A 301-nucleotide genomic window follows, 5' to 3' on the forward strand; every position below is an offset into this window, starting at 1 on the left:
GAATCGATTACTTGCCAAACGTTTCCCCCAGTTTCCATCAGAGTGAGGTATTGGCCGACCTTGATCGTGATGCTTTGCACCATGCCGACATCAAATCCAATATTTACGCCTGGTGCAGCAACCAGTATTCCAGCATTGACCAGCCCAAAAAATTTGACGCACTTGCCGGTATTGGGGGGAATGCCCAGCGATGCTGGTGCCGGAATGGTGAGTACTTTGCCGGCATATGGGAAGTACAGGGCACAGCCCATGTCTTCTGCGGTAAGTGTGCGGCTTTCTAATACATTCCGATATTGCGCCA

General features: G+C 50.8%; 1 protein-coding gene. It reads right to left on the bottom strand.

Annotated features, from left to right (window positions below):
* Positions 1 to 301 (bottom strand): hypothetical protein (locus tag ACZ92H_RS29675; RefSeq protein ID WP_465052406.1); only part of this gene is annotated, 301 nt, incomplete at both ends.

This window comes from Janthinobacterium foliorum (assembly GCF_978021625.1).